Origin of the sequence: Streptomyces sp. NPDC001407, assembly GCF_042895325.1 — a bacterium.
GTDB lineage: Bacteria > Actinomycetota > Actinomycetes > Streptomycetales > Streptomycetaceae > Streptomyces.
In genome coordinates this window covers 330,020-356,185 of sequence record NZ_JBIAWF010000005.1, presented here as the reverse complement: position 1 = coordinate 356,185, position 26,166 = coordinate 330,020, and the positions used below count along the sequence as shown (strand labels likewise).

General features: G+C 71.4%; 25 protein-coding genes. 7 read left to right on the top strand and 18 right to left on the bottom strand.

Going from position 1 to position 26,166, the window contains the following annotated elements; all coding sequences use genetic code 11:
• Positions 1–626 precede the first annotated feature (626 nt).
• The 3 genes from ACFY1P_RS10835 (at position 627) to ACFY1P_RS10825 (ending at position 5,046) form a co-directional block, all read left to right on the top strand.
• The gene (locus tag ACFY1P_RS10835; RefSeq protein WP_390750447.1) at positions 627–1,613 is read left to right on the top strand and encodes a hypothetical protein; all 987 of its coding nucleotides are present in this window, start codon (positions 627–629) and stop codon (positions 1,611–1,613) included.
• Positions 1,614–2,049: 436 nt separating this feature from the next.
• Positions 2,050–3,123: a hypothetical protein gene (locus ACFY1P_RS10830; RefSeq protein WP_390750446.1), complete on the top strand. Its 1,074-nt coding sequence runs from the start codon at positions 2,050–2,052 to the stop codon at positions 3,121–3,123.
• A gap of 126 nt (positions 3,124–3,249) precedes the next feature.
• Positions 3,250–5,046, top strand: a complete 1,797-nt coding sequence (locus ACFY1P_RS10825) for a prolyl oligopeptidase family serine peptidase (protein WP_361522731.1) — start codon at positions 3,250–3,252, stop codon at positions 5,044–5,046.
• A gap of 141 nt (positions 5,047–5,187) precedes the next feature.
• On the opposite strand, the gene ACFY1P_RS10820 is transcribed toward ACFY1P_RS10825, so the two are convergent.
• Genes ACFY1P_RS10820 through ACFY1P_RS10810 form a run of 3 tightly spaced genes read right to left on the bottom strand, consistent with a single transcriptional unit; the run spans position 5,188 to position 6,826 of the window.
• A complete protein-coding gene (locus tag ACFY1P_RS10820; RefSeq protein ID WP_361522729.1) occupies positions 5,188–5,874 on the bottom strand; it encodes an RraA family protein in 687 nt (228 codons plus the stop codon).
• A gap of 26 nt (positions 5,875–5,900) precedes the next feature.
• On the bottom strand, positions 5,901–6,212 hold the full coding sequence (locus ACFY1P_RS10815; protein ID WP_390750445.1) for an AzlD domain-containing protein: 312 nt from the start codon (positions 6,210–6,212) through the stop codon (positions 5,901–5,903).
• Positions 6,209–6,826, bottom strand: a complete 618-nt coding sequence (locus ACFY1P_RS10810) for an AzlC family ABC transporter permease (protein WP_361522723.1) — start codon at positions 6,824–6,826, stop codon at positions 6,209–6,211. The genes ACFY1P_RS10815 and ACFY1P_RS10810 overlap by 4 nt, the downstream gene beginning before the upstream one ends.
• Positions 6,827–7,060: 234 nt before the next feature.
• Here ACFY1P_RS10810 and ACFY1P_RS10805 point away from each other — a divergent pair, with 234 nt between their 5' ends.
• Complete coding sequence (locus tag ACFY1P_RS10805) at positions 7,061–7,597, top strand: CGNR zinc finger domain-containing protein (protein WP_390750444.1); 537 nt, start codon at positions 7,061–7,063, stop codon at positions 7,595–7,597.
• 3 nt (positions 7,598–7,600) lie between these two features.
• On the opposite strand, the gene ACFY1P_RS10800 is transcribed toward ACFY1P_RS10805, so the two are convergent.
• The 9 genes from ACFY1P_RS10800 to ACFY1P_RS10760 form a co-directional block, all read right to left on the bottom strand.
• Positions 7,601–8,467 carry a DUF2127 domain-containing protein gene (locus ACFY1P_RS10800; RefSeq protein WP_361522718.1) on the bottom strand — a complete coding sequence of 289 codons (867 nt, stop codon included), beginning with the start codon at positions 8,465–8,467 and terminating at the stop codon, positions 7,601–7,603.
• A gap of 226 nt (positions 8,468–8,693) precedes the next feature.
• Positions 8,694–8,909 (bottom strand): DUF6243 family protein, encoded by a 216-nt coding sequence (locus tag ACFY1P_RS10795; protein ID WP_361522715.1) that lies wholly within the window; start codon positions 8,907–8,909, stop codon positions 8,694–8,696.
• 189 nt (positions 8,910–9,098) lie between these two features.
• A complete protein-coding gene (locus tag ACFY1P_RS10790) occupies positions 9,099–9,569 on the bottom strand; it encodes an NUDIX hydrolase (protein WP_361522712.1) in 471 nt (156 codons plus the stop codon).
• Between the two features lie 104 nt (positions 9,570–9,673).
• Positions 9,674–10,000, bottom strand: a complete 327-nt coding sequence (locus tag ACFY1P_RS10785; protein WP_390750443.1) for a MazG-like family protein — start codon at positions 9,998–10,000, stop codon at positions 9,674–9,676.
• Positions 10,001–10,048: 48 nt separating this feature from the next.
• Positions 10,049–11,371, bottom strand: a complete 1,323-nt coding sequence (locus tag ACFY1P_RS10780) for a UDP-glucose dehydrogenase family protein (protein WP_390750442.1) — start codon at positions 11,369–11,371, stop codon at positions 10,049–10,051.
• Positions 11,372–11,475: 104 nt separating this feature from the next.
• On the bottom strand, positions 11,476–12,708 hold the full coding sequence (locus tag ACFY1P_RS10775; protein WP_390750441.1) for a hypothetical protein: 1,233 nt from the start codon (positions 12,706–12,708) through the stop codon (positions 11,476–11,478).
• Positions 12,709–12,950: 242 nt separating this feature from the next.
• Complete coding sequence (locus tag ACFY1P_RS10770; protein ID WP_390750440.1) at positions 12,951–13,154, bottom strand: hypothetical protein; 204 nt, start codon at positions 13,152–13,154, stop codon at positions 12,951–12,953.
• Positions 13,154–13,594: a hypothetical protein gene (locus ACFY1P_RS10765; RefSeq protein WP_390750439.1), complete on the bottom strand. Its 441-nt coding sequence runs from the start codon at positions 13,592–13,594 to the stop codon at positions 13,154–13,156. Before ACFY1P_RS10765 ends, ACFY1P_RS10770 begins: the two co-directional genes overlap by 1 nt.
• A 56-nt stretch (positions 13,595–13,650) precedes the next feature.
• Positions 13,651–14,880, bottom strand: a complete 1,230-nt coding sequence (locus tag ACFY1P_RS10760; RefSeq protein ID WP_390750438.1) for a helix-turn-helix domain-containing protein — start codon at positions 14,878–14,880, stop codon at positions 13,651–13,653.
• A 325-nt stretch (positions 14,881–15,205) separates the two neighbouring features.
• On the opposite strand from ACFY1P_RS10760, the gene ACFY1P_RS10755 reads away from it, so the two are divergent.
• Complete coding sequence (locus ACFY1P_RS10755; protein WP_361522709.1) at positions 15,206–15,550, top strand: peptidase inhibitor family I36 protein; 345 nt, start codon at positions 15,206–15,208, stop codon at positions 15,548–15,550.
• Between the two features lie 108 nt (positions 15,551–15,658).
• On the opposite strand, the gene ACFY1P_RS10750 is transcribed toward ACFY1P_RS10755, so the two are convergent.
• The 4 genes from ACFY1P_RS10750 to ACFY1P_RS10735 all read right to left on the bottom strand — a co-directional run bounded on the left by ACFY1P_RS10750 (position 15,659) and on the right by ACFY1P_RS10735 (position 19,923).
• Positions 15,659–16,861: a magnesium and cobalt transport protein CorA gene (locus tag ACFY1P_RS10750; RefSeq protein ID WP_390750437.1), complete on the bottom strand. Its 1,203-nt coding sequence runs from the start codon at positions 16,859–16,861 to the stop codon at positions 15,659–15,661.
• A gap of 128 nt (positions 16,862–16,989) precedes the next feature.
• A complete protein-coding gene (gene lysA / locus ACFY1P_RS10745; protein ID WP_361522703.1) occupies positions 16,990–18,327 on the bottom strand; it encodes a diaminopimelate decarboxylase in 1,338 nt (445 codons plus the stop codon).
• Between the two features lie 55 nt (positions 18,328–18,382).
• On the bottom strand, positions 18,383–18,784 hold the full coding sequence (locus ACFY1P_RS10740; RefSeq protein ID WP_390750436.1) for an SAV_915 family protein: 402 nt from the start codon (positions 18,782–18,784) through the stop codon (positions 18,383–18,385).
• Between the two features lie 305 nt (positions 18,785–19,089).
• A complete protein-coding gene (locus tag ACFY1P_RS10735; RefSeq protein WP_361522700.1) occupies positions 19,090–19,923 on the bottom strand; it encodes a LuxR C-terminal-related transcriptional regulator in 834 nt (277 codons plus the stop codon).
• Between the two features lie 156 nt (positions 19,924–20,079).
• On the opposite strand from ACFY1P_RS10735, the gene ACFY1P_RS10730 reads away from it, so the two are divergent.
• Entirely contained in the window at positions 20,080–21,786 is a 1,707-nt protein-coding gene (locus ACFY1P_RS10730; RefSeq protein WP_390750435.1) for an AMP-binding protein, read from the top strand.
• Complete coding sequence (locus ACFY1P_RS10725) at positions 21,783–23,417, top strand: AMP-binding protein (RefSeq protein WP_390750434.1); 1,635 nt, start codon at positions 21,783–21,785, stop codon at positions 23,415–23,417. The genes ACFY1P_RS10730 and ACFY1P_RS10725 overlap by 4 nt, the downstream gene beginning before the upstream one ends.
• 141 nt (positions 23,418–23,558) lie before the next feature.
• On the opposite strand, the gene ACFY1P_RS10720 is transcribed toward ACFY1P_RS10725, so the two are convergent.
• Both ACFY1P_RS10720 and gcl read right to left on the bottom strand, forming a co-directional pair.
• Complete coding sequence (locus tag ACFY1P_RS10720; RefSeq protein WP_390750433.1) at positions 23,559–24,236, bottom strand: hypothetical protein; 678 nt, start codon at positions 24,234–24,236, stop codon at positions 23,559–23,561.
• A 142-nt stretch (positions 24,237–24,378) separates the two neighbouring features.
• Complete coding sequence (gene gcl, locus ACFY1P_RS10715) at positions 24,379–26,103, bottom strand: glyoxylate carboligase (protein ID WP_361522688.1); 1,725 nt, start codon at positions 26,101–26,103, stop codon at positions 24,379–24,381.
• Positions 26,104–26,166 lie beyond the last annotated feature (63 nt).

Genomic DNA, 26,166 nt, shown 5'->3' with positions numbered 1-26,166 from the left:
GGGGCCGCCACCGGCGCCGGACGCGCCGGCGGCGGCCCGCCTCCCGTAAAACCCGCTCCGAGCAGGGAATTGACGTCACATCAGATACGCGCGAGTGCCTGCGGCATATCACAAATACGTGCCATATGTGATTCACGTCACATCTGTGTGTCGTTACCGGTTTCCCGGGTCGCGGCTCGGTGGGGCATGCCGGACGTGGTGGACCATGGCCGAAAGTCGGCGGGGGTGCGAGGTGCCGGCTTGCCTCGGAGTCACATTCCGGCTGTCACCCCTCCGGTGGAATTGATCCTTCTAATCGGGGAGGGAAGCAGCGGAGCGGGGCAATTCCCGACATCCGGCCCGATGTCGGCAGGAACGGCCGGGGGCGTAACTCCTGCGAGACCTCTGCCAATCCGGACCAAGGCCGCCCGGACGGCAATACGGACATGTGGTGGATCAAACCCGCATACATTCTGGCCGTTGTCGTTGACGATATTGCGCGGCCTTCGAGCGGTGCTGTTTTCTTGCGATCAGGTCAGCAGCCACCTGGGGGTATGCCGGTTATGGCAATAAAGATCGATCCTGCTCGGTTCAGTCAGTTCGGGCCGGCCGAGGGAAGCGTCTTCTGCCTGATCACCAATCAGGAGATGGAAAAGGAACTCGACATCGTCAGGGATGCCCCCTACGCGGAGTACCGGACGATAATCCTGGGCCCCGGGGACGACTTCGAGGCGATGCTCGCCGACGGAACGATTCCGCAGCAGTCGCACTCACTGGTCATCTCCCCCTACCGATTCTTCGAGTCCCCGTCCGAGGAAGCTCTCGGCCCGCGCCGGAAACTCATGGGCATGGCGTGCAACTCCACGCCCACCGATCTGGAGATCATCCGGCATTTCATCGGGGTGATCGAGCGCACCTCGGCGCAGGAACAGGCCGAATTCAGCGACCGGTTCTTCGAACTGGCGGAATCCACGGACCACCTCGTCTACGTCGACGAGCGGCACGGCACCCGCGCGGTCCTCGACCACCTCGCCGACGACCTCGTGTGGAACCAGCAGGCCGGCCCGCTGGAGTGGGGCGAGCAGCAGATCGTGCCGTCGGGTGAGATCAGTGTCCTGCCGATGCAGATCGTCGAATTCGACGAGAGCCTGCACCTGCCGCTGGAAGGCGAGATCGCCCTGCGCGGGTTCCCCATCCTGCACAACGGGACGCCGTCCTTCACCCGCAAGGACCAGGCCCGGTTGCAGGGGAAGCTCGCCGGACTCGAGCACGAGGCGGTGATCGCCGAGGTGCGCAAGGGCAGCATCGCCGCACTGCGCCCGCACCGGCCCTCCGGCGCCGCGGTCGCCAAGGTCTTCGAGGCGATGTTCGAGATCGACTCCCGCTACACCCTGGTCTGGGAGATCGGACACGCCCTCAACACGAGCCTGGACATCCTGCCGGGCAACCACGCCATGAACGAGGTGTACGGAGGCGACCAGGGCTGCCTCCACTGGGGACTGGGGCTCACCCCCTTCACCCAGTACCACCTCGACATCATCTCGCCCGACACCACCGTCTACACCGAGAGCGGTGAAGTGGTGCTGGGCAACAAGGGCGGCGCTCCCGGCGTCCGGATGGCCGCCGGTCACTGACCGGCCGGGCCCCGGCGCGAGGAAGCGCGGAAATACGGACCAGGGAGGAGGTGACGACCATGAAGAAGACCATCAAGGTGCGCAAGAACAGCAACTACCTCGGGACGCTCCTGGGCTGACCCCCGGTGGCCTGTCGAATTCGATGGCGAGAGGGGGTGTTCTCCGTGAAGAAGACCATCAAGGTCCGCAAGAACAGCAACTACCTCGGGACCCTCCTGGGCTGAGCCCGGGTGGCCGTCGGATTCGATCGTGAGGGGAGGTGTCCGCCATGAAGAAGACCATCAAGGTGCGTAAGAACAGCAACTACCTCGGCACCCTCCTGGGCTGAACCGAGTGACGGCCGGACCTTCGGGACCGGCCCAGTGCGAGGCGGGTCGAGGTGCTGACTCGACCCGCCTCGCCGCACTGCACCGTTTATCCATCTGGGAGTGCCGAGATGATTGTCGTCCGTCCTGAGGCCTATCGCCAGTACGTGGCGGGCCGTAACCGGTTCGTGCTGGTCGTGGAAAAGGCCCTTGCCGACTTCTTCCGGCTCGAGCACGGCACCCGCCACGAGCACCACGCCACCGTCCTCGCGGAGCCCGGCCGCACGCTCGCCGACGTGCTGCGCTCCGACGTACCGGAGAACTCCGACGTCCTCGTGGTGGCCGCCGCCGACTCCCTGCTGACCGCCCCGACCGTCGAGATCGGACCGGGGCGCACCGTGGCCGCTGTCCGGACGGGCACCGGACCGCTCGCCCTCGACCAGACGCGCAGTCTGCTGGAGGCCCTGGAGCGGACCGACCCCGGTGAAGTGCAGCGCCACGCCGACGCGTTGGCCGAGGCCCTGGCAGCGGCCGGCGGGCTGCGCATCGAGGACCCGCTCACCGGCTCCCTCGCGGAGGCCGGCTTCGCCCGGCCGACCTGGTCGCGCTCGGACGTCGGCGCCTTCAAGCCCGGCGCCGTCCAACTGGCCCCCACGGGAAGGCTGCGCCTGGCCACCGACGTCACCGGCACGACGCTCTCCGGCCAGATCGCGGTCAAGGGCTGGCCGGTCGTGCACAGCCGCACCGGTGACGACGCCCGCCGCCACGAGCTCTACGAGGGGTTGACGGGCCTGTCCCACCACCCGCTGGTGCTCACCGTCGACGACGGCACCGTGACCGACCTCAAGGCCGCCGCGTCGGGTTCGGCCGCCGCCGCGACCGCTCTGGAGAGCCTCTTCGCCGAGGACCCCGGCCACTGCGCCGTCTCCGGCGTGGGGTTCGGCCTGAGCCCGGCCACCCAGCCGCTGCCCTTCCACACCGAGGCCAACGCGTCCGCCACAGGCCGCGCGAAAGCCTCCGTCCACGTGGTGCTCGGCGCGCTGCCGCGAACCCCGTACCAGCTGACCCTGGCCTGTGCGACCAGCACCGTCACGGCCGCGGTCGGCACCGGGGCACTGGCCGGCGCCGGCACGGAGACCGGCGAGGGCGGGCGCCCCCGGCGCCGCATGAACCGTGTCACCGCGTCCAGTTGCGGCTGCCACTGACCACGGCCGCGCGATGCGGGCTCCGGGACCGCCCGGCCGCCCGGCGCCCGAGCCCGTGACCGGCCCGCCGCTCCCCGCCCGCGGAGCGCGCCGGCACCCGACGCAGCCGTAGGAGACACGCAAGCGATGACCACGCCCGTGCCGCACACCGTGGCAACTCCCCGGTGGGAACAGCGCTTCCGCGCCCCCCGCTACACCCTGCCCGCGTGGGCAAAGAGCGCGCCGCAGCGCTGCGCCTTCGTCAGCGACCTGTCCGGCATCGCCCAGGTGTACTGCTGGGACCGTACGACCGGCGGCATCCGGCAGGTCACCGACCGCCCCTCGGGCACCCAGAGTTGCGCGATCGAGGCGTCCGGGCGGGCGGTGTGGTGGTTCGCCGACGCCGGCGGGGACGAGTACGGACAGTGGATGCGGCAGCCATTCGAAGGCGGGCCCGACACCCCGGCGGCCCCCTCCACCGGCCTTTACTGGCCGTCCGGCCTGGCCGTCGGGCTCGAGGACCACGCCCTGCTCGGCTGCTCGACCGAGGACGGCGCCACCGTCCACCTGGTGCTGCCGGGCGGCGCGACCCGCCCGCTCTACCGGCACGACGAGCCCGCCTACGCCGTCGACCTGTCCCGCTCGCTGGACCTCGCGGTGATCGCGCACAGCGAGCGGGGCGACCTGTGGGACCTGGGCGTACGCGTCCTGGCCACCGACGGCTCCACCGTCGCCGATCTCGCCGACGACGGGAGCGGGCTGGAGGCCGTCGGCTTCTCGCCGGTCCGCGGTGACGCCCGGCTGCTGCTCCAGCACCGGCGCGACGACCGCTGGGAACCGGTGATCTTCGACCCGCGTACCGGGGAGCGCGCGGAGATCGGCCTCGGCCTGCCCGGTGACGTGACGGTCGAGTGGTTCCAGGACGCCCGCTCCCTGCTGGTGGTCCACGACCACGAGGCCCGGTCCACGGCCTACCGCTACGACCTGCGGGGCGGTGAGCTCACCCGCCTCGACACCCCGCCGGGCACGATCGAGCACGCCCGCACCCGGCCGGACGGCGATGCCTGGCTGCTGTGGTCGAGCTCCTCGCGGCCACCGGCGTTCCGCGGGCTGCTCGACGACCCGGGGTTCCCCGCCCCGCGGCAGGTGCCGCCGCTGACGGCCGAGTCCCGTGACCTGTGGGTGGACGGGCCCGGCGGCCGGATCCACGCCCTGCTCAGCACCCCGGACGCCGGCGAGGGACCGTATCCCACGGTCTTCCTGCTGCACGGCGGCCCCGACGACCAGGACCAGGACGCCTTCGACCCGACGGTGGCCGCCTGGGTCGACCACGGCTTCGCGGTCGTCCGGGTCAACTACCGCGGCTCCACGGGCTACGGGCGGGCCTGGACCGAGGCGCTGCGTGCCCGGGTGGGGCTGACCGAGCTGGAGGACGTCGCCGCCGTGCGGCGGTGGACCGTGGACCACGGCATCGCCGACCCGCGCCGGCTGGTGCTGTCCGGCTGGTCGTGGGGCGGCTATCTGACGCTGCTGGCCCTCGGCGTGCAGCCGGACGACTGGGCGCTGGGGCTCGCCGGGGCACCAGTGGCCGACTGCGCCGATGCCCACCGCAAGGCGATGGAGGAGATCAGGGCGCTGGACCGCAGCCTCTTCGGCGGCTCGCCCGACGAGGTCCCCGAGCGCTACCGCGAGGCCTCTCCGGTCACCTATGTCGACGCCGTCCGCGCCCCGGTGCTCGTCTGCGCCGGGACCAACGACGCCCGCTGCCCCGTGGACCAGGCGCGCGACTACACCGAGCGGCTCGCGGAGCGCGGAGTGCCCCATGAGTTCCACTGCTACGACGCCGGGCACAGCCTCACCGACGTGGCCGAACGAGTGGCACTCTTCCGACGCCAACTCGCCTTCGTACGTACTCATCTGACGGGCCGTACATCCGGCCAGTGAAGTTCCGGGAAAGGGCGTTCCTGTGCTGATCCCCACGCTGTCCGGGCCGAGCGGGACCGCGCTGTGCCCGCGGGACGAGATCGTGCTGTGCCCTCCCCGGCGCGGCCACCGGATGCCGCCGCTCCGGGGAGGGGGCGGCTCCTACTCCAACGCCCCCTTCACCTGGGCCAGGTGGGAGCGGAACGTATAGCCCGGATCCGTACGGCGTCGCTCCAGGAAGCGGTTCCACTGGAGCTGCTCCCGCAGGCTCACGCCGCTCAGCGCCGCCTGTGCCTGGTCCCGTTCGGCGCGGACGATCTTCTCGGCGACGGCCAGGACGTCCTCCCGTACGGCCGCGGGGACGACCACGACGCCGTCCGCGTCGGCCACCACGGTGTCGCCGTCCCGGCCCTCGAAGAGGGGCACGCCCTCGCCGGGGCCCTCCGGGTGGGGGCGGGGTGAGGCCGGGCAGGGCCCGAGGCTGAACACCGGCAGGCCGATGGCGGCGAGTTCGTCGGTGTCGCGGTGGCAGCCCCACAGGAGCAGGCCCGCGGCACCGGCGAGCCGGGACTCGATCGCGACGAGGTCACCCGCGCACGCCTCGTCCGTACGGCCGCCGTTGTCGATCAGCAGCACCTCGCCCGGCACCGTGCGGTCCAGGCCCTCGAAGACCGATGCCACTCCTTCCGTGTGCGCGATCCGGCGCAGCGGGCCGAAGCAGCGCATGCCGGGGACGGCGGGGGAGAGAGTGCGGGGCGGGAGGCCGAGGGGCGCGTCCAGCCGGGCGGCGGCGTCCCACAGGGCGGCCGTGGGCCACATCGTCGGGTGCTCGCCGGAGCTGCTGACCATGGGAGTTCTCCTGGGGGGTGGGGCCGTCAGCCGACGGCCAGACGGGTCAGGGCGGTCGCCGCGGCTCCGAGCGCGACGACGAGCAGGGTCGGCCACTTCCGCCAGATGCCGAAGGCACCCACCAGGAGCCCGGCCACCCGCGCGTCGAGGACCAACGCCCTTCCCTGACCGAACATCTGAGTGGCGATCAGGGCCGCCAGCAGGGTCGGGGCCATCAGGGTCACCACCCGTTGCATCGCGGCGGGCAGCTCCTCACCGCCCAGCAGCACCGGGCCCGTCGCCTTCAGCGCCATGGAGACGGCGCCGACCAGCAGCACCGCGAGCCACAGTCCGCTCATCGCTTCCTCAACCCCAGCAGACAGGCGGCGGTGGCGGCGATCAACGGCACGCCGGGCGACGCGAAGGGAACCAGGATCAGCGTGATCGCGACCCCGAGACAGGCGGCGGCCAGCGCCTTCCTGCTGGTGATCTGCCCCTTGAGCAGGGCCATGAAGAGCACGGGGGAGACCACGTCGAGGCCGAAGCGCTCCGGGTCGCCGAGATAGCGCGCGCCCAGCAGCCCGACCGCGGTGCCGCCGACCCAGGCGCAGTAGACCAGGACGCCCGCCCCGAGCAGCCGCCCCCGGGAGTAGCGGCCGTTGCCGATGTGGCCCACGGCCCACGACTCGTCGACCACCAGCTGGGCCGAGAGGAACCGCTTGAGCACTCCGCCGGTCATCGCCGGGGCCACGCTGATGCCGATGGGCAGATAGCGGGAGTTGAGCAGGACGGCCGCGACGATCGCCGCCGCGGTGCCGCCGCCCGTGCCGAGCACCGACGCGGCCGCGAACTGCGCGGAGCCGGCGAAGGTCGTCACCGACATCACCAGCGGCGCCAGCACTCCCATGCCCGCGGCACGGGCGACCACGCCGAACGACACGGCGAACCCGAAGACCGCCACGGCCAGCGGCACGGCGGCCCGCAGCCCCTGCGCCGCTTCCGCGCGGAATCCGGCCGAGGGAGAATGTGTTTCCGCGGTGGGGACAGGTGTGGCAGGGGTGGGTAACTCTTTTTGTGAATCCATCGAGCCCTCTGCTTCGGAGCGGGCAATTAGGGTGCGGCGCCGCGGAACCGCGGGTGCGGTGCCTCCGACAGGCAGCCATAGTACGGAGTCATGGTGCGGTTTACTAGTTACTCAGAAGCTTCGGTGACGCTGGCTGAAGACCTGGTCAACACCTACAACGTGGTGCGAAATATCGAGAAGATGCCGGAAGTTGACGGTCTGTCGGCTCTTTTCTCCCGGTACGGCATGCCCCTCGCCACCGAGCTGTCAGCCGCCGACCTCGCCGCCGCCCACCGGCTGCGCCCGGTGCTGCGCGAGGTCTTCGGCGCCCCCGACGAGGCCACCGCGGTCGCCCTGCTCAACCGCGTGCTCGCCGACCACCACGCCGTCCCGCACTACACCGACCACGACGGCACCTGGCACCTCCACGTCGCCGCACCCGACGCCGCCCCCGTCGACCGCTATGCCGTCAACGCCGCCATGGCCCTGCTCGGCGTCATCACCACCGGCGGGATGGAGCGCCTCCACGTCTGCGTCGGCAACCGCTGCGCCGAGGTCTTCGTCGACACCTCGCGCAACCAGTCCCGCCGCTACTGCTCCCCCCTCATCTGCGGCAACCGCGCCCACGCCGCCGCCCACCGGGCCCGGCGCAAGGAGGGAGCGGCCACGCGGAACGGCTGACGGTCAGCGAGCGCGCGGCGGGGTGGCGGCCGGGCCGGGATAGACGCGTTCCAGGGCGTGCCAGCCCATGTCGTGCGCGCGTACGGCCTCCTCGGCGCGTCCGCCGCCGCGCAGGCCGAACAGCCGCTTGGCGAAGAGGAGATAGATCACGACGGCGAGATTGATGACCAGCGTGAGGATCTTGGTCGCGCTGATGCGCCCCGTGAGTTCGTAGACCTCCGGCACGAGCAGCACAGTGGTCGCCACGAACGTGAGGTACTCCGCCCAGCGCCGGGCCCGCCACAGGCCGATGGCCTCGACGCCTTCGAGCACCGCGTACGCCGCGATCACCAGGCCGATGATCCACAGCGTGGAGGTGTGCGCGCGGAACGCCTTGTCGAGCTCGCCGAGCAGGCCGTGACCGGACCGGCCGCTGGGGCCGCCCACGCCGTTCTGCAGGGCGTCCACCACGCGGTAGAACGGGTCCTTGAGCCGGGCTCGCTCCCCGGCGAAGAGGAACACGGCGATAGCCAGCACGGCGAGCACCACGAAGTGCAGCATCCGGTCCACGGCGATCAGCCGCAGGACGTACCGGTCCCGCAACGGCCTCCCACGCAAGGGCAGTTCGATCGCATCACGCTCCGGAGGCGTCTCACGGCCGGGCCGCTCCGGCGGCGGGTGCGGCAGCCAGGCATCGCAACGCAGACAACGATGCCAGCGCACCCCGTCGGCCCCCTCCCGCACGAACAGCCCGTCCTCGGACCGCACCCGGGCGGCGCCGGTACCCTCCAGCCGGTGCCCGTGCAGCCCACACTCGATCAGCTCGTACCAAAGCTTCCGCTTCCGCGGCCGCACTCCGGGGGCATGCACCGTCTCGGGCTCGTCCGCCACTGCTCCTCCTCGGTACGGGTGCTCATGCCGTGGGCGATACGGACCAGCGTAGGGGCGAAGGGGGGCGGGGGCCCAGGAGGAATCTTCCCGAGGGCTTCATCGACTACCAGCAGCGCCGTACAGCGCTGAGCGGGACCCGCCGCGCGCTGGTACGGCGGCAGGGCCCGGACCGTGCGTCGCGGTCCGGGCCCTGCTCCGTGGGGTGCCGCCCTGCGGCGGCCGTGCGTCAGCTCCGTGCGGTGTCGTCGCTCGCCTGCGCGGCGGCCTCGGCTGCGCGTGCCTTCTCGCGCATCTTGCGAACCAGCTCCGCCTTCTTGTCGGCGGCGCCCTGGCGGTCGAGGTTGCGGTGCGGGCCGTTGTTCTGCCGTTCGGCGCGGGACAGCTTCTTGCGGTGGCCGCCGCCCTGGCCCACGGGGTTGTTGATGTTCTTGCTGTCGGTCACGGGTTCTCCCGGTGGTGATGTGCGGTGATCTACGGATTCATCGGTGGGGGACGGGCGCGGCGACGTCGAGGGATGTCAGCCGGGCCCGTCGCGCGCTCACTCGTAAATCGGTGTCTGGAAGAACATGACAAAGACGTTACCTGGTCCCGTCCGCCCCGCGCACCAGGCTTTTCGCCGCCCGGCCGGCGGTCATGCGCGGGCGTCCTCCGAAGCGGGAAGGCGCACTCGCGCATTCTGGTGGAGGGCGATCACCTCTCGGCACCACGGGGGTACGCGGAGCCGTGGGAGCACCGAGACCGGGAACCAGTGGAGCATGATGCCCTCGGTCAAGGGGAGGGCGTGGGCGTCGCCGTCCCAGTGGCCGGTGTAGACGGCGATCGGCCCCTTGCCGAGGTGTTCGGCGTTCTTCTGCTGGACGGTGGTGAACTCTGTCAGCGGGATGGTGAGTCCGGTCTCCTCCGCCACCTCACGTGCGACGGTTTCGGCCGGCGATTCGCCCGGTTCGGGACGTCCGCCGACAGGTGTCCAGTAGCCGGGCCAGCAGATGCCTTCGATGTCGTCGCGGAGGTGGAGCAGGTATTCGCCCCGGCTGTTCGTGATCAGCGCGGATACCCCCGTGCCGGCCTCAATCGCTTCTGTTTGCAGCTGGGTGTCGGTCATCCCGCCATCGTCCACCCCGTGGGTGGGAGTGACGTGTCTACGACACCGATCGGCAGTCACGTCCCGAAGGCACGCGACCGCCGACGTGGGGAAGAAGGGAGTGGTCAGGCGGCAGCAGCTTCGCGGCCCCTGCGGGTACGGCTGTGGAAGATCTCCTCGAAGGTCGCGCGGGCGCCTTCGGGGTCGATGTAGTGCATGGCCAGCATGGCTGTGATGACGGCGCCGACGAGGTCGTTCTGGACCTCGGACCAGCTGTGGGCGTCGCCGCAGGTGGTCAGGCCCTTCAGGCCGTGGAGGGCGTGCATGGCCTCGCCGGCCTCCTCTGCGACTTTGCCGACCTGGAGGGCCTTGAGTTCCTCGTTCGGGAGGTGTTCACCGGCCTTGCGGCAGACGGCGGAGAGTTTGGTGATGTCGTCCCACAGGTCGTCCATGACGGATCTCCCATCCGTGTGTCCTGGCCCCGGGGTGGGGCCGGGGTCCTATGGCTGTGCGGGTCGGCCGAGCTGGCGCACGGTCCATCCGGCTGTGCGCCAGGTGTCGGCGTTCAGGAGGTTGCGGAGGTCCACGAGGACCGGTTGGTCTACCAGGGCGGACAGCGCCTTGGGGTCGGCGTCGCGGAACTGGGGCCACTCGGTGGCCAGGACGATCAGCTCCGCGCCCTTGACCGACTTCTCCAGGTCTTCCGCGTAGTCGAGTTCGGGGTGGCGTACGAGTGCGGTGGGCACGGCGTGGGGGTCGTGGACCGTGACGGTCGCGCCACGCTGGTGCATGAGGGCGGCGACGGCGAGGGCCGGAGACTCCCGCACGTCGTCGGTGCCGGCCTTGAAGGAGGCGCCCCACACGGTGACGCGTGCCCCTGCCACCAGTCGGCCGAGGGTTTGCTCGATCAAGGCGAGGGCGGCGGTCGGGCGGGATTCGTTGACCTGCTCGGCGGCTCGCAGCAGGGTTGCCGCGTCGAGGGCGCCGAGGCTCTGTGCGGAGGCGGTGAACGCGCGTACGTCCTTGGGCAGGCAGCCCCCTCCGTAGCCGGGTCCGGCGTTCAGGCCGCCGCGGCCGATGCGCGGGTCGAGGCCGATGGCCTCCGTGAGCTGGTGGACGTCGGCGCCGGCTGCTGCGCACATGTCGGCGACGCCGTTGATGAAGGAGATCTTCATGCCGAGGTAGGAGTTGGCGGCGCCCTTGATCAGTTCGGCGGTGGCGGGGTCGGTGACGAACAGGGGGATCTGGTTGTGCAGCAGCGGGGCGTAGACCTCGCGGACGACGTCCTCGGCATGTGGGGAGGGGACGCCTACGACGATCCGGTCGGGGCGGAGGGTGTCCTCGATAGCGTGACCTTCGCGAAGGAACTCCGGGTTCCAGACGACCTCGACGTCGGTGCCCGCAGGGGCGAGGCGGGCGAGGAGGGTAGCCAGGTCGCGGGTGGTGCCGACGGTGACGGTGGACTTGCCGATGATCACGCAGGGGCGGGTCAGGTGCGGGGCGAGTGCGCGGGCCGCGCCGAAGACCTGGCCGGTGTCGTAGCTGCGGCCGTCGGCGTCGATCGGTGTGCCGACGGCGAGAAAGTGGACGTCGGCGAAGGCAGCGGCCTCGGCCAGGTCGGTGCTGAAGCGCAGTCGGCCGGTGGCAGTATGGGTGGCCAGAAGTTCCGGCAGGCCCTCTTCGTAGATGGGGCATTCGCCGGCGTTGAGCCGGTCGATCTTCGCCTGGTCGAGGTCCACCCCGATGACCTCGTGGCCGATCTCGGCCATGGCCGCGGCGTGCGGGATGCCCAGGTGGCCGCAGCCGATGACGGATACGCGCATAGTGGCGGCGCTCCTTTCCCTTTCTCGCCTGCCCGGTGCTCCGGGCCGGTCAGGGGCGACACGCTAGCGCCGCTGTCCGGCCCGGATCCGATCGCGCAGGTAGGTCAGCTGGTGGCCCTGGCAAGGAGGTTGACGAGTTCCGGCAGGCCCTCCGTGGCCGGCTTCCGGCAGACCAGGTCGTCGTCCTGGGGGCCTTCCAGCGGGTAGGGCTTGAACTGGCCGTCGCGCCAGAAGCCCTCGGGGTCGAGGTAGACGACCTTCAGGCCGCGCTCGCGGGCACGGGCCTGGACCTTGCGTCGGTCGGCGTGCAGGCCGACGACGAGCAGGGCCTTCGCGCCGTCCACCCACTCGACGTCCGGTACGGCCTGGTCGTAGCGGCGCATGAAGCACTCTTCCAAGCCGGCGCGGGCTGCCAGCACGTCGAAGTTGTTGGTGATCACGGGCCCGACCAGGTGCTCGGCGTCGTGGAGTTCCTTCAGCGCGCGCATGGCGGGCGTCGGCTCGGCCAGGAAGCACGCCTTGAACATCTCGGTGAACTCGGCCGTCTTCTCCTCCGGTTCGGTGAGCACTTCGTGCAGCAGCGGATCGGAGGTGGGGGAGAGAGTGAAGCGGTGTTCGCGTGGGTCGTCGCCCTGGCGGTCGGTGACGCGGTAGATCTCGTGGAGCCGGTGCAGGGGCGGGATGCCGGCCTCCACGGAGGTGCCGCAGCCGATCTCGACATGGAAGGGCAGGTGATCAGCCAAGACGGACAGGTCCGGGACGACGGTGGGCGTGCCGCGCTGGTCCTTGATCCGGACACCGAAGGCCAGCACGTCCCACGGCCGTTGCCGCACGGCCGGCGGCGGGGCGTACTGGGCGGAGGTGATCTGGACGTCGATGCTGCGGTAGTTCTGCGGGAGCTTGCGGCGGGCCATGGCGTCCTGGGGGTGGAGTGCGAACTGCGTGATCTGGCACTTGAGGTCGCGGCGCATCCACAAGGCTCCGCCGGGGGTGCGCTTCCATCCCCCGACAGCGAGCGCGGCCCTCAGCGCGTCCTCGTGGGCGGTGATCTCGCCGCCGGGCGCGGTCACGGAGTGGTACAGGTACAGGTCGGTCAGACCGATCGCCGGGGCGGCCGTGGTCGGCACCAGGCCGTACCGGTAGCGGTAATGGATGAGGCGACGACGGGCGTCGTCGCCCCCGCTCCAGCCCGATTGACCGGCGGTGGCCTCCTCCTGGGTGCGACGCCAGATGCCCTCCTCGATGTAGCGGGGTCGGTCGGCATCGCCGAAGTAGGTGTTCCACACCTGCTGCTGCGACGGGGTGAGCTGGTCGACGACGATGTACGGGATCTCCATGAGGTCCCCTCCCTGGTGATGGTCCGCCCACAGCGGTGGGCGGTCGATCGGATGCCGTACGACATGTGCCAGGTCGAGCACCGTTCCGTACGGCGGAGCCGCTGGCCTCTGCCGGGCGGAACGGGTTGTGCTGTGGGGCAGCCCGCCGTAGCTCGGGCAGTCCCTCACCGCACCTTGTCCGGGGCGGTGTCCGGTGCTCCGGCACGGGGGGGGCAGGCCCCCGTGCCGGGGGCCGGAGCGGTCTAGGGGTCCGGCTCGGTGACATCCGGCATGGAGAGGGCCGTGGGCCAGTCGGCGGAGAGAAGATCGGCAGCCTGGCCACGCAGGATCTCCACGGGGCCGGCGAGGCCGAGCAGGGCCAGGACGGCCAGGGCGATGCCGCCGGAGTCGCGGTGGACCGGGTTGCTCGGCCCGTGATCCGGCGCGCCGTGCCGCCTCTGGGGCATCACGGCGCCCCGCCGCCAGAGCGCTCGTGGTCGGCGAGCATGCGTCCGGTCTGGGCGTGCAGGCGCTCAAGGTCGGCCTGCGTGAGGATCAGCGCGGCCTCGCTGCGGTCGCCATCTTCGTGATGCACAACGATGGCCACTGACCCCTGCTTGGCCCGCAGGTCGTAGACCGCGTCGGTTACGACCAGCGTCGCGTGCGTGGGCCTGAAGGGCACCGGCTTCAACGTGCTGGCGTCGGCCGGCGCGGACCATGCCGGACCACCGCCTGGTGGGCGCAAGTGGTACGTCGCGGCGCCTACGCCGGGGAGGGCGACAACGACGCCGACTCGGCCGTCCTTGGCGGTGTCGGCGGCGAGGTCGCCGAGCTGGGGGTTGAAGGGGGCCGCTGTGCCTAACTCGGCAACCTGCGACGGAAGTTGGGGAGTTGGTCGTCCGCTCATGCCCCTGACGCTAGGAACGGGTCAGGGGCCGAATATGAGCCCGAGGAATACGACCCTCATCCGTCCAGGTGGAAGCGGTCGGACATGTGCCGCAACTTCTCGCGTGTGACCGCTCGCTCGGCGTAGACGATGCTGCGAAGGGTGGAGCGGGCGATGGGGTGGTTACGGATGAGCTGGGGTGCGATCCGCTCCGCCTTCTCCAGTTCGCCCAGTGCCTTGTCGCGGTTTCCGTCCCATAGCCAGGCTCGCGCGAGGTCCATGTGGTGGTGGCCCTGACGGGAGTTGGGCAGGGAAGCGACCAGCTCCGGGCTGGTGCGGTGGTTTATCGTCAGGGCCTTCCGCTGGTGCCCCATCTCCAGAGCCACGCTGATGGCGTGGATCTGGACGTTGCCGGGCGAGAACGTCAGCGAGTGCCTGTCGTACACCGGAGGTCCGGCGTACTCGCCCATGCGGTCGGCCGCCACCCTCGCGAGATCGATGCGGTCTTCCGCCTCCGCTGCCCGGCCGCCTCGCGCTGCGGAGACCGCGGCACGGAGCTGAAGCGTGCCCCATGCCCGCAGGGCCAACGGCTCGCCACGCTCGTAGTCCCGCTGAAGAGTGCTGATGGCCTTGTCGGACAGGACGACGGCGTCTTCCCAGTCCGCGCTCGCCCACATGTCCCAGACCCGCATCCAGTCGGCAACCGCGGGCATGACCGGGTCACCGGACAGCCGCGCTGACCAGGCGGCCCGCTCGCAGGCCATGGCGACCAACTCGGGGTGGCCCAGCGAATGGGCGGCGGTGTGCGCGAACTTGCAGCACACCGCGTAGATCGCGTAAGCCTCCTCCCGCTCATGGCCGGTAGTCACCTCGGCGAGGGCACGTGACTCGCGGAGCAGGTCCGGCAGGACGCGCAGAATGGCCACGTTCGCGGCGGCATCCCGCAGCCGGTGCAGCCGCGTCATCTCCCGCCACAGCTTCGCCGGCGGACGCGGGGTGCCGTCGAACACGGGGGCGAGGTCGTAGCGGCGCAGTTCCCGCAGGATCGAGGACGCGGCAACCTGCCACTGGTTCTCGTCGGGAGAGCTGGTGTACGGGCGGCCGATCAGATCGTTGGGATGGACGTGCAATTCGGCCGCCAGCAGGTTCAGGACGCCGACCCTGTCCAGTTCGATCAGGCCGCGCTCCATCTTCGAGACCCAGCCCTGCGACTTGCCCAGCGCGGCGGCAAGGTCGGCCTGCGGCATACCCAGGCGGAGACGGGCACGACGGGCTCGGCGACCGATCTCCTCGGCTTCTTCCAGCATCAGCGTGCCCCCGTCCTGCTGATGGGCCGGCTCGGCTCAGTCGTGCGGCAGGGCATGGTGCCTCCGTCCGTTCAGGCGTCTCTATCAGAACGGTACCTATGTCAGCTCGGCAGCCGGAGCCACGGACGGCGGAACAGCGACAGTGGTGAAGGGCGTGACCGCCGTCGCGCCGGCGGTCAGTAAGCAGCTTGAGGGCGCCAGTCGTACGCCCCCGGAGCGCAACCGCACGCCCCGATCGCCTATCTGGCTGAAACTCGTCGTCCAGCGGGACACTGCGGGCAACCGGAAGCCTCTTCCGGCACCCCTGTCAGAAAGGGAAAAGGCAATGCGTCGCATACGATCTCGCATCGCCGGCCTCGGTGCCGCCACCGTGCTGGCTGTCGCCGCGTCCGTGGCCATGACGTCCCCGGCTCACGCGTTCACCTGTCCCACCGGCAAGGTCTGCAACTTCAGCGGGCTCAACTTCACCGGTGCCGAGCAGACGACCGATCACGCGGTCGTGGGCCACTGCGTGCCCGTCCGGTTCACCGCGCACTCCACCGAGAACAGGACGTCGCACGTGCTGGGGCTGTTCCTCGACGGTTCGTGCGGCGTGCCGACGGGAGCTGATGTGCCGCCGCTTTCGGACGTGCCGGCCGACGACTACGGGTCGTATCGCTACCTCACCTGAGGCCACGCCTGAGCGGTAGGTGTGCCGAACAGCCCCGTGCGGTTTCGCGGGGCTGTTCCCGTGTCCGCAGGGCCACCCGGTGGCGACGAAGGAGATCGGCCCTCGCCCCTACAGCCAGTCCCGCCGCTTGAAAATGAAGTACAGGCTCACACAAACCCCCGCCATCAGCAGGATCGCGAAGGGATAGCCGAATGCCCAGTGCAGCTCGGGCATGGCGTCGAAGTTCATGCCGTAGATCGTCCCCACCAGCGTGGGAGCGAACAGGATCGCCGCCCACGACGAGATCTTCTTGATCTCCTCGTTCTGCTCGAATCCCGCCTCCGCCAAGGCCCGCATTTCCGCGTTCTGTTGCTGGGTGACGAGGGTGGCGTTGACGGCGAGGATGTCGGCGAGGGCGGAGCGGAAGCCGTCCACGCGTTCGCTGGTGTGGGTGACGTGGTCGGCGACGTCGCGGAGGTAGCGCTGGAGTTCGTCGTCGGTGCCGTATTTCGCGAAGCCCGCCATGAGGTTGTGCAGCATGCCCACCAGGGGGCGGGTCGCGCGCTGGAATTCCACCATTTCGCGGGCGAGTCCGTAGATGCGCCGGGAGACCTCGGGGTCGCCGCTGAAGACCTCGGTCTCGATCTCGTCGATGTCGGTCTGCACGCCGGACACCACGGGGGCGTAGCCGTCGACGACCGCGTCGAGAATCGCGTAGAGGACGGCCTCCGGGCCCAGGGCCAGCAGTTCCGGGGTGGCCTCCATGCGGCGGCGGACCGCGGAGAGGTCGGGGGCCGCGCCGTGCCGGACGGTGATCACGAAGTCGGGGCCGACGAAGAGGTGGAGCTCGCCGAAGTCGACCTCCTCGGGGGCGTCCAGATAGCGGGCGGCTCGCAGTACGACGAAGAGCGTGTCGCCGTAGCGCTCCAGCTTGGGGCGCTGGTGGGCCTCCAGCGCGTCCTCGACGGCCAGCTGGTGGAGGTCGAACTCCTCGGCCAGGGAGAGGAGTTCGTCCTCCGAGGGCCGGTGCAGTCCGATCCAGGCCATCCCCTGCGGCTGCTCGCGCAGCTGCCGGTAGGTGTCGGCCAGCGAGGCGGGCGTGGCGACGCGGTGGCCGTCGCGGTAGACCACGGCGTGCACGACGCTCGAATCGCCGCCGGAGCCGCCGGAGCCGCCGGAGCCGCCGGAGCCGTCGGCCGGGGCTTTGGTGCCGGTGTCCGCGGGCGCCGGGCCGGCGGGGCCGGCCGGGCCGTTCGTACGGCCTGCCGTCGGCCGCAGCCAGGAGTGCTTCTTCGGCGCGGGCCGCTCCCGGCGCGGAGAGTTCTCGGGCATGGGGCGCTCCCCTCTCGCTCGGCTTCGGACCGCGAACAGGATATACGGGCCAAAAGAAGCGTTCGGGGCAGGTGTGACCCATGAGCACTGATGTGAGGTCCGCCCGGACCGGCGGGCGGGGCGGACCGTCAGTCCCCCACGTCGCGGCTGCGCAGATCCTCCAGCGTCTCCCGCCGTACGAGCAGCCGCGCGTGCCCCTCGTGCACCGCCACGACGGGCGGCCGTCCCACCAGGTTGTACGCCGAGGCCATCGACACGTGGTACGCCCCGGCTGCGGGGACGGCGAGGATATCGCCGGGCCGGATGTCGCCGGGCAGCGCCACGTCCTCGGCGAGGACGTCGCCCGCCTCGCAGTGCCGCCCCACCACGGTCGCCGTCCGCGCGGGCGCGCCCGAGGCCCGGCCCACCAGCCGCACCGTGTACCGCACGCCGTACAGCGCGGGCCGCGGGTTGTCGCTCATCCCGCCGTCCACGGCGACGAACGTCCGCCCGCCGGTCGCCTTGACGGACAGGACGCGGTAGAGCGCCACGCCGGCCGGGCCCGCTATCCAGCGGCCCGGCTCGACCGTGAGCCGGGGCACGGGCAGGCCGAACCGGGCGCACTGCAGCTCCAGTTCGCCCGTCACCCGGGTCGCGTAAAGCTCCGGGTCGAGGGCCGGGTCGCCGTCCCGGTAGGCGATGGCGAAGCCACCGCCCAGATCCAGCTCGGGGAAGGTCACCCCGTGCCGGTCGCGGAGCAGCGCGAGGAGCGCGGTGAGCTTGCGGACGGCGGTGACGTACGGGCCGAGGCCGGCGATCTGCGAACCGAGGTGGCAGTGCAGCCCGACCAGTTCGAGCCGCGGCTGCGCCAGGATCCGCGCCACCGCGTCCTCGGCCTCGCCGCCCGCGATGGGCAGGCCGAACTTCTGGCCCTCCACCCCCGTCCGCACCGCCGAGTGCGCGCCCGCCGCGACGCCCGGCACGACCCGCAGCAGCACCCGCTGACGGGAGCCCGGCGGCATCTGCGCGGCGAGCGAGGCGATCTCCCCGGTGCTGTCGATGACGATCCGGCCCACGCCCAGGCGCAGCGCGTCCCGCAGGTCGGCCGGGCTCTTGGCGTTGCCGTGCAGCACGATCCGCTCGGCGGGGAAGCCGCTGAGCGCGGCGAGCTCCAGCTCGCCGGCCGAGCAGACGTCCAGGCTCAGCCCCTCCTCCTCGACCCAGCGGATCATCGCGCGGGAGAGGAAGGCCTTGCCCGCGTACGCGATGTCCGCGTCCGGGAGCGCGGCGCGCCAGGCGCGGGAGCGGCCGCGCACCTCGGCCTCGTCGATGACGTACGAGGGGGTGCCGAAGCGGTCGGCGAGCTCCGCGAGGGACACGCCGCCGACGGCCAGGCCACCGGTCCGCAACGGCTGGGTGGAGGCGGGCCACACGGGCGCGCCCGAGGGGGAGTGGGGCGGGGCGCATGCGGTGAGGGGTAGGGACACGGGAGCCTTCTTCGTGGCGTGCGGTGCGGACGGGGGCGGAGAGGGGCGGCAGCCGTCAGTCCCGGGACGGGCCCGGCCTCCCGTCCGGCAGCGTGAGCGGGCCTGTGGGGCGGACCGGCGGGGCGGTGAGCTGCGGGTCCACGGACACGAGGTCCACCCCGAGCGGCGCCGCCAGGGCCCGCACGGCGGGCAGCGCCAGCCGGATGGAGACCTGCTCGGTCCCCAGAACATCCGAAAGCCGCCGCTTTGTGGTGAAAGCGACGGCAGTGCGATCACCCAGCGGCGATCGGAAGACCCGGAGCGCGAAGCCACTGGAGCAGCGCCGTACGGGTACGTACAGCGGCAGCGCCCTGGCGGCCGGGCCGGGGGAAGGGACTGGTTCCGACGGCTCTCCGTCGTCGGCCTGCGGGCTGTCGACCGCCGCGATCGCGGCTGCTTCGGAGGGGGTACGGCTCAAGTGCATGACGGTCCTCGGAAGGGTGTCGGTACGGCGGGGTGGTGCCGCCGCTCGCACACGCTATGCCCGGGGCAGGAGTGCGGGAGCCTTTCATTGACAGCCTGTTGACCCTCCGTGCCGCTCCTTTGACGACCTGTTGACACGGCCGCGGCATCGGGTGTCAGTGCCTGCGGCCGGGGCGGCCGGGGCGGCCGGGATGGTGGAGGCGGCCGAGGCGACGGGGGCGGCCGAGTCGGCCGATGCGGGTGCGCACGGGCTGCGGCAGAACCTCCGCCCCCCGGCTACGGCAGGACCCGCCCCCGGGGCTACGGCAGCACCCCCGCCCGCCGTGCCGCCACCACCGCCTCCAGCCGCGTGTGCGCCCCCAGCTTGCGCATGCCCGACCGCAGATAGCTCTTGACGGTCTCGGGCCGGAGGCCCAGCCGCTCCGCCGCGGCCGCGTTCGTCGCGCCGGAGGCCACGCACGCCAGCACGTCCACCTCGCGCGGTGACAGGTCCACGGCGGGCTCGGCGACGGGGTCCGAGGAGGAGGCCCGGGCCAGGCGGCCGCAGGCGGCCAGCAACTCCTGGCGCAGCGCGGGGTCCTGGACCCGCTGGGCCAGCGCGCGCAGCGCCCCGTGGGCCTCGCGGACCTCCTCCCACATCGCCGGGTCCGCCGTGGTCGGCTGCCGGGCCACCGAGAGCAGTTGGTGGACCTCGTCCCGTACGGCGAGGGTCTGTTCGAGATCCCGCGCCGCGTCCATCGCGGCGCTCAGTGACCGGTCGCCGAGCGCGAGCGGCCGCCGGAGCGCGCCGTAGAGGACGCCGCGCACCCGGCCCCGTACGACCACGGGCACGGCCATGACGGAGCGCAGGCCCTCCGCGGCCACCGCCGCGTCGTATTCATGGCTGATGACGTGCGAGGACTGGTAGTCGGTGACGGAGAGCGGCCGGGTCAGGGCGGCCGCCTTGCCGCCCAGTCCGCTGCCCGTACGGATGGCGAGCCCGCGCAGCGCGTGCGTCGTCGTGCCCGTCATGTCCGATATCCGGAACTGCCGCGAGCCCGTCGACAGCCCCCCGAAAGCGACCGAAAGACCCGTGTTCCTGCGCATCCGCAGCAGAGCGGCCCGGACTTCAGCCGCCCCGTCAGGATCACCCATCACTGCCTCCCCATCGTGGACGCGAAGTCGGAAGCTCCGTATCCCTGAAATATCCCTGAAGTGCGGCTACCCCCGTCCGGGGGTGGTGAGACTCAGATCACCGTCGCACGATGCTAACCAGCGGGCCGGTCACCCGCCCCGTGAACTGGAGGACACATGGAGCCCACGCAGCTGACGGACGCGGTGGAGGGCCCGGGCGGGCCCACGGCGGAGTTCCGCGCGGCGCGCGACTTCCTGCTCGCGCGGCGGACGGACTACGCGGCCGCGTACGAGGGGTTCAGCTGGCCGCGCCCGGCGGAGTTCAACTGGGCGCTGGACTGGTTCGACACCATCGCCGAGGGCAACGACCGCACGGCGCTGTGGATCGTCGAGGAGGACGGCGGCGAGGCGCGGCTGTCCTTCGAAGCGCTGCGGCGCCGCTCCGACCAGGTCGCCAACTGGCTGCGGGGGCACGGCGTCCGGGCCGGCGACCGCGTCGTCGTCATGCTCGGCAACCAGACCGAGCTGTGGGAGACCGCGCTGGCGGCCATGAAGCTGCGGGCCGTCGTCATCCCCGCCACCCCGCTGCTGGGCACCGCCGATCTCGCCGACCGCATCGAGCGCGGCCGGGCGGCACACGTGCTCGTACGGGCCGAGGACACCGGCAAGTTCGACGGCGTGCCCGGTGACTACACCCGGATCGCCGTCGGTGGCACCACCGCCCCCGGCTGGCTCGCCTACGAGGACTCCGCGACCGCCTCCGAGACCTTCACCCCCGACGGGCCGACCCGCGCCGACGACACGCTGCTCCTCTACTTCACCTCGGGCACCACCGCCCGCCCCAAGCTGGTGGAGCACAGCCACATCTCGTACCCCATCGGCCACTTGTCGACCATGTACTGGATCGGGCTGCGCCCCGGTGACGTCCACCTCAACATCTCCTCGCCCGGCTGGGCCAAGCACGCCTGGTCCAACCTCTTCGCGCCGTGGAACGCCGAGGCCACCGTCTTCGTGCACAACTACACCCGCTTCGACGCCGCCCGGCTGATGGCGGAGATGGACCGCTGCGAGGTCACCAGCTTCTGCGCGCCGCCCACGGTCTGGCGGATGCTCATCCAGGCCGACCTGCGCGCGCTGCGCACCCCGCCGCGCGAGGTGGTCGCGGCGGGGGAGCCGCTCAACCCCGAGGTGATCGAGACCGTGCGGCGGGCCTGGGGCGTCACGATCCGGGACGGCTTCGGGCAGACGGAGACCTCCGTGCAGGTCGCCAACCCGCCCGGCCAGGTGCTCAAGACCGGCTCCATGGGCCGCCCCAGCCCCGGCTTCACGGTCGTCCTCCTCGACCCCACGACCGGCCTCCCGGCCGACGAGGGGGAGATCGCCCTCGACCTCGGCGAGCGTCCCGTCGGCCTGATGACCGGCTACGCGGGCGACCCGGAGCGCACGGCCGAGGTGATGGGCGGCCGCTACTACCGCACGGGGGACATCGGCACACGCGACGCCGACGGGTACATCACTTATGTGGGCCGCGGCGACGACGTGTTCAAGTCCAGTGACTACAAGGTCTCCCCGTTCGAGCTGGAGAGCGCGCTCCTCGAACACGAGGCCGTCGTCGAGGCCGCGGTCGTGCCCGCACCGGACCCGCTGCGGCTCGCCGTGCCCAAGGCGTACATCGTGCTCGCCGAGGGCTGGGAGCCCGGCCCCGGCACCGCGAAGGCCCTCTTCGCGCACTCACGGGCCACGCTCGCCCCCTACAAGCGCGTCCGGCGGCTGGAGTTCGCCGAGCTGCCGAAGACCGTGTCCGGCAAGATCCGCCGCGTCGAGCTGCGCGAGCGCACCGCGCGGGGCGGCGGAGACGAATACCGAGAGGAAGACCACCGGTGACCACACCCGCGTACGCGGCCGGCAGCACCTCCGTCCCGCTGATCGACGACACCATCGGCGCCGACCTGGCCTTCACCATAGAACGCTTCGGTGACCGCGAGGCGCTCGTCGACGTCCCGAGCGGCCGCCGCTGGACCTACGCGGAGTTCGGCCGGGCCGTCGAGGAGGTCGCGCTGGGACTGCTCGCCAAGGGGGTGGCGAAGGGGGAACGGGTCGGGCTCTGGGCCGTCAACTGCCCGGAGTGGGTGATGGTGCAGTACGCCACCGCCCGGATCGGCGCCGTCATGGTCAACATCAACCCCGCCTACCGCGTCCACGAACTCGGCTTCGTCCTGCGGCAGGCCGGCATCGGCGTGCTCGTCGCCTCCGTCGAGCACAAGACCAGCGACTACCGCCGCATGATCGAGCAGGTCCGCGCCGACTGCCCGGCGCTGCGCGACGTCGTCTACATCGACGACCCCACCTGGGACGGGCTGCTCCGCCTCGGGGAGCGGGTGGCCCCCGGGCGGCTCACCGAGCGGGAGGCGCAGCTCGGCTGCTACGACCCGGTGAACATCCAGTACACCTCCGGCACCACGGGCTTCCCCAAGGGCGCCACGCTCTCCCACCACAACATCCTCAACAACGGCTATTTCGTGGGGGAGTCGCTCGGCTACACCGAGGCCGACCGGATCGCCGTGCCCGTGCCTTTCTACCACTGCTTCGGCATGGTCATGGGCAACCTCGCGGCCACCACCCACGGCTCCTGCGTCGTCATCCCGGCACCCTCCTTCGACCCCGCCGCCACCCTGCACGCGGTCGAACGCGAGCGCTGCACCTCGCTCTACGGCGTCCCCACCATGTTCATCGCCGAGCTGAACCTCCCCGACGCAGCCACCTACGACCTCTCCTCGCTGCGCACCGGCATCATGGCCGGCTCGCCGTGCCCGGAGGAGGTGATGAGGCGGGTCATGACGGAGATGCACATGGCCGAGGTCGCCATCTGCTACGGCATGACGGAGACCTCACCCGTCTCCACCCAGACCCGGGCGGACGACCCGGTGGAGCGGCGCACCGGGACGGTGGGCCGGGTCCTGCCGCACCTCCAGGTCAAGATCGTCTCCCCGGACGACGGCGCCACGCTCGCGCGCGGCGAGGCGGGCGAGCTGTGCACCCGCGGTTATTCCGTGATGCTCGGCTACTGGGGGGAGCCCGAGCGCTCCGCGGAGGCCGTCGACGCCGACGGCTGGATGCACACCGGCGACCTCGCGGTGATGGACGAGGAAGGCTACGTACGGATCGTCGGCCGCATCAAGGACATGATCATCAGGGGCGGGGAGAACGTCTACCCGAGGGAGATCGAGGAGTTCCTCCACTCCCACCCCAAGATCGCGGACGTGCAGGTCATCGGGGTCCCCGACGAGAAGTACGGCGAGGAGATCATGGCCTGCGTCGTCCTCCGCGACCCCGCCGCGTCCCTCAGCCGCGACGAGCTCGCCCGCTACTGCCGGGGCCGCCTCGCGCACTACAAGATCCCGCGCCATCTGTGGATCCTGGAGTCCTTCCCCATGACGGTCAGCGGCAAGGTCCGCAAGGTGGAGCTGAGGGAGCGGGCCGCGACGAGCCTGCTGACCGCCGCCCGCGCGAGCTGAGACGGCTGGAGGGCCCGCGATCCCCCGTTCATTGTCGCGGGCCCGCAGCAAGTCTGTGCCCGGCGGGGGCCGGAGTGCCACGCCGAGGCTCCGGTTCAGAGGAAGAATTGAGGTTGGCGGTGCGGTCCTCGGTCCGCGTGGTCAGGACGGGCCCCGCTCGACCAGCTCGTCGGCCGCCCGGTTCAGGGGTTGCGGAGTGCCCGTCAGATCCATGACGAACAGCGGCAGTCGGAGCTCCTCGGCACGCGATCTCGCGTCCCGCTCGTATCCCGCGAGGGAGAAGAAGGTGCCGGTCGCGGCGTCGGTCAGGCCGTGCAGCCACAGGCACTCGACCGCGCGCAGCGAGGTGGGCAGGGTGGTCGGGTCGACCCGGGCCACCAGGCCCTCGGCCCGCAGGTCGACCCCAGACCCGGCGGGGTCGCCGGGCCGGGTCACGGCCGTGAAGCCCAGCCAGGTCAGATACCGCTCGGCCGCCACGACCGCGTCCTCGGCGGTGCGGATGGCCACCGGGCGGAAGGCGGGCCGCAGCGCCTGCGGCTTCCCGTCGGCCGGGCCGCGCGCGGGCTCGACGGGCAGCCGCACCACCGTCCCGCAGGAACACCCGAACTCCGGTCGGGGCCACTGGTCCTGGCGGTCGCAGGCGGGGCAGCGGACCGCCACCCAGGAGTCGCGCCAGGTGCGGTGCACCAGTAACTCGGGCGAGGCGTCCGAAAGGACGGGCAGGGTGAGCGGGGCGCCGCACGCGCAGGGGAAGGTGGGCGGGGTGAAGGAGTGCTCCCGACGGCACGTCGGGCAGTGAACCGGCACGCTCTTGGCCATTTTCTCGGCTCCAGCAACGGGTCCGTAGGTGTGAGTACGGGCCCCATCGTCCACGATGAGGGCGCGCCGGGGGCGTGAATGGTGTCCTTGCCCGTATCGGGAGGCGCGAGCTGCCGTCGTGTGCCGGTCAGGCGCGCCCGGTTCAACAGGGGGGCTCGAACTCCCTTACGGAGTCGATGTTCGCGCCGTGCGGCGTGTTCGCCTCGCGCTCGATGAGGATCTCCACCAGCACCGGCCGGGACGTCGCGGCGGCCTCCTTGCGCGCCCACTCCACCGCCGTGCGGATGTCGCCGGGGTCCACGACGCGGCGCCCCGAACAGCCGTACGCCTCCATCAGCTTGACGTTGTCGGTGCCCGTCTCGTCGTAGTGGATGTCGACCTGGTAGTTCATGCCGTAGCCGGCCGACGCCTGGCGGATCAGGCCCAGGTATTCGTTGTTCAGCATGATCAGGACGAACGGGACGTCGTACTGCGCGGCGACCGCCAGCTCCTCGACCATGTACTGGAAGCTGTAGTCGCCCACGACGCCGACGACCTCGGTGTCGCCCCTGCCCTGGCCCTGGAGCGCCTTCCTCACGCCGATCGCCGCCGGGATCTCCCAGCCCAGCGGGCCCGCCTGCCCGCACACCTGGTAGCGGCGCGGCAGATGGGACTTCTGGTGCTGGCCGCCCCAGATCTGGTAGAGCCCGATGGCGGTGACGAAATACGTGTCGGGACCGAAGATTTCGTTGATCTCCTTGTAGACCCGGGGCGCCTTGACGGGCGTGCTGTCGAAGTCCTCCCGGCGCACCAGGGTCCGCTTGAGTTCCCGGCAGCGCTCCAGCCACGGGGCGATCGCCGGCCGGGCGCCGCGGGCCCGCGCGGCGTCCAGCAGGGCGGTGAGGAAGAGGCCGGCGTCGGAGACGATGCCGAGGTCCGGCTCGAAGACCTTGCCCAGCTGGGTGGGTTCGATGTCCACGTGGACGAACGTCCGCTCGCCGCGGTAGACGCCGAGGTCCGCGCCGGTGTGCCGGTCACCGAAGCGGGCGCCGACCGCGAGCACGAAGTCCGCCTCCAGGAAAGAGGCGTTGGCGTAGCGCTGCGAGGTCTGGATGCCGGTCGTGCCCATGTGCAGCTCGTGGTCGTCCTCGACGGCGCCCTTGCCCATCAGCGTGACCTGGAAGGGCACCCGCAGGAACTCCACCAGCTCGCGCAGCGCGGCCGACGCCTCCGCGAGGATCACCCCGCCGCCCGCCAGCACCAGCGGCCGCTCGGCGGCCAGCAGCAGGTCGAGAGCCGCCTCGACGCGCGGCGGGTGCGGGGCCACGGTGGCGACCGGCAGCCGGGAGTCGAGCGCGGGATCGTAGGAGATCTCCCGCAGCGCGACGTCGAGCGGGATGTCGATCAGCACCGGCCCGGGGCGGCCCTCGCGCGCGACGCGGAAGGCCTCGCGGAACACCCACGGGATCTGCCCGGCCTCCTTGACCTGCACGGCCCACTTGGTGACCGGCCGGACGATCTCCACGATGTCGACCGCCTGGAACGCCTCCTGGTGCAGCTTGGCCGACACCGCCTGCCCGGTCACGCACACCATGGGCACGGAGTCGGCGTACGCGGTGTAGAGCCCGGTGACCAGGTTCGTCGCCCCCGGGCCCGAGGTGGCGAGCGCGACGCCGACCCGGCCGTTCGTCCGGGCCCAGCCGTCGGCCATGTGCGTCGCGCCCTCTTCGTGACGGACAATCAGATGCTCGATGCCGCCCACCGTTTCCATCGCCTTGTACAGCGGCAGGATCGCGGCCCCGGGGCAGCCGAACGCGATGTCGACGCCTTCGTCCTTCATGATCCGTACGGCCGCCTCCATGGCGGGCACGCGTGCCGGGCCGCTCATGCGCGTCCCTCGCTTCGCTCGGGCCCGCCTTCGCGTGGCGCGCACCTTCCTTTGAATCGCTCG